A 9788-nucleotide genomic window follows, 5' to 3' on the forward strand; every position below is an offset into this window, starting at 1 on the left:
TTATTTAGAAATTAATTTTCTAATTATTGAACAGTTTTATTTTTTGCCAATACTATATACATGTTTTGAATCTTTTATAATAATAATCACAAAAGCAAGCAAATTCATGACTTTAATGTCGAGTATTTGCTTGTTTTTTTATTAAATTATATTGATATACAACTTAATTAACATTATTAATAGGTAAAAAGTTTATTTGTATAATGACTTTAATAATAATTAGAAAAAATGGGCAACTTAATAGAATAATTGGAGGTGTAAATTTATAAAAATGAATAGGGTAAATAAAAAAATAGATTTATTAATATTGAGTTTGCTAGTTTTTATGTTTTTAATTGTTGGAATAGTAATATTATCTATTAGAACAGAAAACAAATTGAATGTATTTATAATGCTTGCAGTAATTTTTTTCATAATAATGTTAACTTATTTATCAAACTCAGTAGTAGGATTGATAACAAGTTCAATAATTATATTTATGTATACATCCTATATCTTATATAACAGTATTACTCACAATATAGATGTTGAGTTTTTATCATATATGTGGATAATAGCAATACCAATCTCTTCAATTATAATGGGAAATTTAAATAAAAATATAAATGAATTACAACATATAAACACAAAGTTATCTGAACAGTATAAAGAGTTAGTGACTATTGATAGTGAAACTGGACTTAGAAATCTAAAGATTTTTTATAATGATGTAAATATGGAGATAAGTAAATCTATTAGACATAATACTAATTTTTCTCTTATGATAGTAAAATTGCCGTATTACGGAAATCTACAGACGATATTTGGTGAAAATAAGACTAATAAAATAGTAAAACATATCAGTTCAAGTATTATAGAATGTACAAGAAATGAGGATATAATTTATAGTTTACAGAAAGACATGATAGGTATATTAATGCCAAGTACATCCTTAGAAGGTTCAAAAGTTGTTAAAGACAGAATAAATAAAAAGATAAGAGAACTAAATTTAGACTTAAACAATAAAGGACAATATGTAAATATAGATGTAAAAATTGCATTTTTAGAGTATAAAGATAGCTTTGGAGATAGTATAAATTTTAAGAATATAGTTGAAGAGGAATTACAATACGATGTTTAAAACGTTCAATAAAAATTTATTAAAAGTAGTAATTATATTATTCATAGTATTAATAATATCAAACTTTAATCTGTCTTCACATGCAACAGAAATTACATCTAATAGAAATAAGGTTTTAGTCATATATGATTCTAAGAAGGAAACAGCTTATAATAGAGATATTTTAAAAATTATGAGGACACTATTGGGTCGATTTAGTTCAGATATTGATTTATTAAAATTAAGTGATTATGATGATGAAATAAATAAAAACTATTATAGTCATGTATTTATTATAGGAATTAATGAAAATTCATATGATAATGACAAAAAAACTAAATATTTACTTAGTGCATTAGATTCATATAAAGGTAATATATGTTGGTTAGGGCATGGGATAGAAAATCTTTTAGAATACAAAAAGTATAATTTAGAGTATTTGGGAAAAACAAATAACATAGTTAGTGTAAATTATAAGGGCAAATCATACAATTTGGATGAACACTATTTGTTTAATCTTGTGAAATCAAAAGAAGTAAGTAATAAAGTAATAGGGAGTATTGATGATACATTAAATAAGTATCCATATATAATAAATGATAAAAATCTTTTTTATGTATCAAAATTGGATTTAGATGGTGTTTTATTTTATATATTTTGTGATTCACTGAACGATATTTTTAATATTAAAAAGTTTGATAAGGGAAGTATATTTGTAAGAATAGAAGATGTACATGCTTTTAGAGACCCCAAAAACCTTGTAGATATAGCTGATTATTTAAGTAGTAAGGATATACCATTTGCAATTGCATTAATACCAGCTTATGTAAACCCTAAAAATCATAAAATAATTACTTTATCAGAAAGTCCTGAGGTTGTAAAAGCAGTAAAATATATGCAAGATAAGGGCGGCACAGTGATATTACATGGATATACTCATCAATACAAAAAAGAAGAAGTTACTGGAGAAGGGTATGAATTTTGGGATGGAGAAAAGGATGCACCTTTAAATGAAGACATGGAAGTGTTTGTAAAAAATAGAGTGTTGAGTGGCCTTAGAATATGTATAGAAAATGGAATTTATCCCCTTGCGTTTGAAGCACCACATTATGCGATAGAATCTGAGGGATACAAAGAGTTAAAAAAGTATTTTTCTACTTATGTAGGTCAACATCAAAATAATGATAAAAAATTTAGTACTAATACGTATCCTTATGTTATTAGGGATACAGAAGAATTTAATATATTTATACCTGAAAATTTAGGATATATAGACCCAGAAGATAATTTTACTTTTCAAGATATCAAAGAAAAACTAGATAAAGTATCTATTGTTAGAGGGTTTAGTGGAGGATTCTTTTTTCATTCATATTTGGATACAGAGTATTTAAAATACACAATAGAATATCTAGAAAAACAAAATATAAAATTTATGAACTTAAGAGATTTTGATAATTGGGTAAGAATTGATGAAATACAAATAAGAAATGTTGGAGATGAAATTAAAGTAACTTATGATAGGAATTTAGAAGAAAATACTGAAGATGACACTAGATTTAAGTCTATATCTAGTATTAGTAAAATTTTAATATTAATAGTATCTGTAAGTGTTTTAATATTTGTGATTATATTTATATATTTTAAGAAAATAGATAAAAAGAAATTTTTAAAATAAATGATTTTATATTAGAATATATGTTTAAAAAAATTTTAGGAGAAATTTATGAGAGATTTAAATATATCAGAGTGTTTATTTATATTTAGCTTATTTAGTATATGGTCTTTATTGCTTATAAATATTATTTTGGCTATGGGTGGTTATATATTTTACTTTAAAAATTTTAATAAAGAAGTAAAAAAAATTGATGAATATCCTATGGTATCAATACTTGTGCCTGCTCACAATGAAGCTAAGGTAATAGGCAAAACTGTGGAATCCTTATTACTACTTAATTATCCTAAAGATAAAATGGAACTCATTGTTATAAATGATAACTCATCTGATAATAGTAAAGATATTTTAGAAGATATAAAAAATAAGTATAATAATTATAATTTTACCATAATAAATACAGACAATTTAACTGGAGGAAAAGGAAAATCAAATGCATTGAATATTGGATATACCATTTCTAAAGGAGAGTTTATAGCAGTTTATGATGCAGATAACACACCAGATAGAAATGCACTTAGATATTTAATACAAACAATAGTAATGGATGATGAATTAGGAGCTGTTATTGGAAAATTCAGGACTCGAAATAAAAATAAAAATCTATTAACCAAATTCATAAATATAGAAACGCTAAGTTTTCAATGGATGTCACAAGCTGGTAGATGGGAATTATTTAATCTATGTACAATACCAGGAACTAACTTTATATTGAGAAAAAGTATCATAGAAGAGATTGGAGGGTGGGATAGTAAAGCAATTGCAGAAGATACAGAAATTAGCTTTAGAATATATAAATTGGGATATAAGATAAAACTTGTACCACAGTCTATAACGTGGGAACAAGAACCAGAAACTGTTAAGGTATGGATAAAGCAACGTACCAGATGGGCAAAAGGTAATATATATGTCTTAATGAAATATATAAGAAATATATTTAAACAGGGAAAAAATAAAATTGTATTTGATATAGCCTACTTTTTTTCTGTATATTTTTTGTTCTTAACATCTGTCATTATATCGGATATTTTATTTATTTTAAGTATATCTAAACTAATAGAGATTTCAATTCCAATTAACTTTTTTATAATATGGATACTATCATATCTTCTATTTATCATAGAGGTAAGTATAAGCCTAAGCATAGAAAAAGGTGAAGCGACACTAGAAAATATATTCATAGTTGCAATAATGTATTTTACATACTCTCAACTATGGCTGTTTGTAGCTATAAAGGGAATGATAGAGTATTTAAAAGATGTAATTTTTAAAAGAGAAGTTAAATGGTATAAGACAGAAAGATTTTGATTCATGTACAGGAGGAACTAGCATGAAAAAATTTGTTATATCAATTATATCTTTAGTATTGTTTTTTTCAAATATATTGCTTGTAAATGAAGTAAAGGCTGATGAGACTAAAGTTAAAAACTATAAGTTTGAAAGAGACATCACTATAGATGGAGTTATAGGAAGTAATAGTACCTTTTTTGAGGTAAATAAAAATTGGGATATTGAGGAAGTCTTATTACACCTTAATTTTAGTAAGAGTCAAATATTAAATGGAGATGTTTCTAGCCTAACCGTTTTAATAAATAATGTACCAATAAAATCCATTAAATTAAATGCTAAGACTGATTATAAAAATACACTAGAGGTACTAGTACCAAAAGACTATATAATCCAAGGTTATAATGAAATAAAAATAAAATCATATAAAACAATATCTGATAAAATTTGTCAGGATGATTCCAATACTGGAAATTGGATGGTTATTCATAAAGAATCATATACTTCAATTAGATATACGCAGAAAAATATGGGAAATTCAATAAGTGAATATCCATATCCATATTCAGAAGTTGAAGATAAGCTTAATTTGGACACAACTATGGTAGTCCCAGACAATATGACTAGGGGAGAATCTACAGCTGTGTTCAATCTAGCTTCAGAATTTGGAAAAACAACAAAAAATGATAACTTAAAACTTAATGTTAAACTATATTCAGAAATGAAAAATTGGTCTGAAGATAATATTATATATGTTGGTAAACCTGAAAATACAGCAGAAGAAATTTTGAATATTTTAAGCACAAAGGAACAAACCCTATTATCTTCAAATTGTATAATTAAACAAGTAGATTCCCCTTATAATAAGAATAAGAAGATGATGGTGATAATTGGCAGTAATGAAGAGGACTTAATAAAGGCATCAAATTTATTGGTAGAAAATAAACTCTCTAATCAAGTGCTATCATCATCAGTAATTGTAAACAAAAACACTAATGTAAAAACTAATGAGCAACAAGAGCTAAATTTAAGTCATTTGACACTAAAGGACTTAGGTTATTCAGATTTTTTGTTAGAAGGTGCATTTAATCAACAAGCTTTGTTCGATGTCAAAATACCAAAGGGTAAGATATTAGATTATGGTTCAAAGATTGTTTTAAATTTAAGATATTCTGATAATTTGGATTTTGAAAAATCTTTGGTTACAGTATCCATAAATGATGTTGTTGTGGGAAGTAAAAAATTGGATAGGTCACATTCTAATAACGATAAACTAGAATTAAAAATACCCAAAGATATAGATAATAAAGACTACTATCAAGTTAAGTTGGCATTTAATTTGAGTATAAAAAATCAGAATTGTATTACAAGGGAAAGTAATAATCCTTGGGCATACGTATTAAATAGTTCTTATTTGGAGTTATCTACAAAAGATAAGGAATCCTTGTCTTTTGAAAGTTATCCATATCCATTTGTTAAAGATGATGAATTTAATGATTTAACTGTAATAATGCCAGATTATTCAGGTTCACAAGCTATGACTTGGATGTCTAGATTAGGAGTTAATTTAGGTGCAAGTATAAATTCCTATAAAGGAAACATAAATGTAATTAGAGGAAAAGAATTTAATGACAAATATAAAGATACCAATATTATAGTTTTTGGGGTGCCACTTAATAATTCCATTATACAGATGTTAAATGATAATTTAAATATAAAGTTTAACAAAAGCTACTCCACATTTTTATCAAATGATAAGATAAGTTTTATTGATGGTTATGGAAAAGATATTTCTGCAATTCAATTGATAAAATCACCTTATAATAATCAAAAAAATATCCTGGTAATTAGTTCGATAAATGAAAAAAACTTATATTTAGGAATGGATTATTTATTAAACAAAAGTAAAGTTAATGATTTAAAAGGAGATACAATAACAATTGATGAATATGGAGAAGTAGAAGATTTATCTTATAATTTAAAAGTAAATAAAGAAGTAAAAGTTTCAAATAATGACATTAGTATTAGTAAGACAACTAAAGCATTTTTAATAATTTCTTTTATTACTATAATTGTAGTGGCAGTATTGTCAATGTTATATATAAAAAAGTATAAAAGAAGATAATATGATAAATCTATTATTTTAAAAGAGGTATATAATTTGAATAAATATATAAATAAATTTAAATTAAAAAGAAATATTTTAATCTCAGTAATGGTTTTAATTTTTATATTTATAATCTACTTTATAGGTACAGAGTTAAGAGATAAAAGTTCAATAAATAATCAATATGATGGCAAGATTAAATCAGCCAATTTATCTGTAGACTATGAAATAAAACAAGTTATGAAGGATATAGATAAACTAGGATTGAATACAGTAAATGTACCTATAATTATAAATGTAGATGAAATTAATTCTGATATTATGACAATAGATAATAGTAGTAAAGAAAAAGCAATTAAACTAATAAAAAAACTAAACAAAAAAGGTATTTCAACAATATTAGAAGCGTATCCGTGGATAGAAAATGGTGAATTATATGAGACCGACTGGAATCCTAGAAATAAAGAGCGATTTTTTTATACATGGCAAAATACTATATTAAATGAACTTATAATAGATGTAGCAAATCCTTTAGATGTAAATGTTTTAAATATAGGTTCTAATTTGGTACATTTAGAAGAATATCAGAAAAATTGGAGTGAAATAATAGATTTTGTACAATCAAAATTTGATGGGCTTGTAACATACAGGACTAATTGGTGGTATACAAAAAAAGATGACTTAAATAGTAAGCTATCCTATGAACAAAAACTAAATAATAATTTTTTTGATAAGTTAGATTTTATATCTATAGCAGCGTATTTTGAATTAAGTAATAAACCTATTAATACAGTGGATGAACTAGTTTCTGCATTACATTCATCTACTGTAAATAATAGAAGACAGAATATAAAAGAAGAAATATATAATCTTTATAAAGTTCATGGAAAACCAATATTTTTTGGAGAACTAGGTTTTTCAAATAGAGAAAATGCAAGTTCTCAACCTTGGAATCATATTCCTTCAGAGGTTATAAATGATGAAGAGCAAGCAAGATGCTTTGAGGCATATAAAAAAGTTTTTGAAAATGAGGACTGGATAAATGGTTTTTCTATATTTTGTGTAGGTAAAATAGATGAAGAAAAATTTTTTTACCCATCAAAGGAAAGTATAAAGGTTATTAAGTCTTGGTATGAATAGTTTTGTTATGTAAATATTAGTATTTGTATAAATTAAATGTATGATTAGGAGAGATACAAATGAATGACATCAAGGTTATGACTGTATTTGGAACTAGACCTGAGGCTATTAAAGTGGCTCCTTTAATAAAGGAACTTGAAGATAGAGAACATATAAAAAGTATTGTATGTGTTACAGCTCAACATAGAGAAATGCTTGACCAAGTTATAGAAACATTCAACATAAATGTAGACTATGATTTGGATATAATGAAGAAAGGGCAAAGCTTAAATGATATAACATGCAAAATTTTAAAGGAACTTCCATTAATTATAAATAAGGAAAATCCAAATATAATATTAGTTCATGGAGATACGACAACAACTCTAGCCACTAGTTTGACTGCATTCTATAATAAAATCTTTGTTGGTCACATAGAAGCTGGACTTAGAACTTATGATAAATATTCTCCATTTCCAGAGGAATTAAATAGACAACTTACAAGTGTTATTGCTGATATACACTTTGCCCCTACTAATTTGGCTAGAAAAAACTTGATTTATGAAGGAAAGCCTAAAAATAGTATATTTGTAACTGGTAATACTGCAATTGATGCTTTGCGTATGACAATAAAAGAAGACTATAATCATCCTATAATTGATAAGATTGGTAATGACAGGATGATTTTATTGACTTCTCATAGAAGAGAAAACTTGGGAAATCCTATGAAAAATATATTCAAAGCTGTAAAACGAATAGTAGATGACTTTGAAGATGTACAAATAGTATATCCTATACATTTAAATCCTGAGATACGTAATATAGCGGATAAAGTATTTGGAAAATCTCATAAAAGAATTCATATTATAGAACCTTTAGAAGTGGTTGATTTTCATAATTTTTTAAATAAATCATACATGATAATGACTGATAGTGGAGGAATACAGGAAGAAGCTCCATCGTTAGGTAAACCAGTCCTTGTGTTACGTGATAAAACAGAAAGAACTGAAGGGATTCAAGCTAAGACACTTAAATTAGTAGGTACTGATGAAGATAGAATATATAATTCAGTGAGTAGTTTATTAATAAATAAAAAGAGTTATAATCAGATGAGTAAAGCATCTAATCCATATGGGGATGGAAAAGCAAGTAAATATATAGTGGACATAATAATGAAGAAATTAAATTGTAAATATCTAAATTAGTTTTTGTTTATTTAATTTTAAATTTATAGTGGGAAGAATTAAAATTATTGTCCACTTGATATAAAATCTGTGATAACATAAGTAATACCATTTTTAAGGGGGAGTAATATGGCTAGAAAAACCATAAAAAACTTAGGTAGAAATAAAAGTGTAAGGAGAATAAAGCTTCTATTAAAAAAAATTTTTATTACCGTATGCATAATAGCAAGTATAATTGCTGTTTTTAATATAACGAAGTATTTTGAGGAATTATATAAAATAAGAGATATAGAAAGTACTAAAATTGAATACTATATGGATGTAGCTGATGAAGCAGGTGATAGTAAAGTCCAATTAAGTTGGAAGGAATTGCTTGCTATAGATATGGTAATACATGATGAAGATTTAAGTAACATAAAAAAGAAAGACACATTAAATATAGGGAAAAAGTTTATAATAGAAGATAAAAATGATAAGGGAGAGGATGTATATAAAGTAAAGAAATTTACTAAAGTATTGAGTGAATTAAAATTTGACTCTTCTCAAAAAAGTAGAGCAAAAAAATATATGAAGGATTTAGAATACACGTATCTTGGAAATAAAGAATTAAATAATAGTGATGAAAAAATTAAATTTATAAAAAAACTAGAAGATTCAGCTATAAGAGAGTATATTGATTATGGAATACTGCCATCAATAACAATAGGACAAGCTATATTAGAATCTGGATGGGGAAACTCTAAACTTACAAAGCAGAGTAATAATTTATTTGGGATAAAAGCAGACAAAGCATGGAAAGGAAAGAAAGTAGAAATTTCAACTTCAGAACATTATAATGAGAAAATAGTAGCAAATTTCAGGTCATATAATTCATTACAGGATTCTGTTAGAGACCATAGCTTGTTTTTAGTTGATAACAAAAGATATAGAAAGCATGGTTTGTTTGAGGCAAAAGATTATATTAGTCAAGCACAAGCATTAGAAAATGCAGGGTATAGTACAGCTGAAGATAAAAAAGGAAATCGCATATATGCAGAACTATTAATAGAAGTTATTAGAAGTTACAATTTGCAACTTATAGATAATAAAGTAGAAACAAAATAATTATTAACTTCATATGAAAATATAACAGGAGAATATTATTCTTTGCAAAAGAATAGAAAAATTGTAAAAAAAACTAAAAAAATGTATTGACTTGTTATTTGAAAGGTGATATTATTATTACTGTACTCGAAAGAGAACAAAATGAACTTTGAAAATTAAACAGTAGGTTAATTTATAAAACAAGAAACAAACCATAAAGCCAGATATTTTGATAAC

7 protein-coding genes are annotated in these 9788 nt (G+C 25.5%); all 7 read left to right on the forward strand.

All coding sequences use genetic code 11. The annotated features are described in order from the left end of the window. The first annotated feature begins 271 nt into the window (after window positions 1-271). The 7 genes from KGF38_RS13785 to KGF38_RS13815 all read left to right on the forward strand — a co-directional run bounded on the left by KGF38_RS13785 (window position 272) and on the right by KGF38_RS13815 (window position 9572). Window positions 272-1120, forward strand: a complete 849-nt coding sequence (locus KGF38_RS13785) for a diguanylate cyclase domain-containing protein (RefSeq protein WP_054269576.1) — start codon at window positions 272-274, stop codon at window positions 1118-1120. Beyond that, the gene (locus KGF38_RS13790; RefSeq protein ID WP_074178257.1) at window positions 1113-2774 is read left to right on the forward strand and encodes a DUF2334 domain-containing protein; all 1662 of its coding nucleotides are present in this window, start codon (window positions 1113-1115) and stop codon (window positions 2772-2774) included. The genes KGF38_RS13785 and KGF38_RS13790 overlap by 8 nt, the downstream gene beginning before the upstream one ends. Window positions 2775-2822: 48 nt before the next feature. Next, window positions 2823-4079, forward strand: a complete 1257-nt coding sequence (locus tag KGF38_RS13795) for a glycosyltransferase (RefSeq protein ID WP_054269578.1) — start codon at window positions 2823-2825, stop codon at window positions 4077-4079. Window positions 4080-4101: 22 nt separating this feature from the next. Next, window positions 4102-6183: a cellulose biosynthesis cyclic di-GMP-binding regulatory protein BcsB gene (locus KGF38_RS13800; RefSeq protein WP_074178256.1), complete on the forward strand. Its 2082-nt coding sequence runs from the start codon at window positions 4102-4104 to the stop codon at window positions 6181-6183. Between the two features lie 36 nt (window positions 6184-6219). Further along, window positions 6220-7305 carry a glycoside hydrolase family 113 gene (locus KGF38_RS13805; protein WP_074178255.1) on the forward strand — a complete coding sequence of 362 codons (1086 nt, stop codon included), beginning with the start codon at window positions 6220-6222 and terminating at the stop codon, window positions 7303-7305. Between the two features lie 59 nt (window positions 7306-7364). After that, window positions 7365-8489: a non-hydrolyzing UDP-N-acetylglucosamine 2-epimerase gene (gene wecB, locus KGF38_RS13810; RefSeq protein ID WP_074178254.1), complete on the forward strand. Its 1125-nt coding sequence runs from the start codon at window positions 7365-7367 to the stop codon at window positions 8487-8489. Window positions 8490-8597: 108 nt separating this feature from the next. Beyond that, complete coding sequence (locus KGF38_RS13815; RefSeq protein WP_074178253.1) at window positions 8598-9572, forward strand: glycoside hydrolase family 73 protein; 975 nt, start codon at window positions 8598-8600, stop codon at window positions 9570-9572. Window positions 9573-9788: the final 216 nt, after the last annotated feature.

Origin of the sequence: Clostridioides sp. ZZV14-6387, from assembly GCF_020657835.1 — a bacterium.
In the GTDB taxonomy this organism is placed as follows: Bacteria; Bacillota; Clostridia; order Peptostreptococcales; family Peptostreptococcaceae; genus Clostridioides; species Clostridioides difficile_A.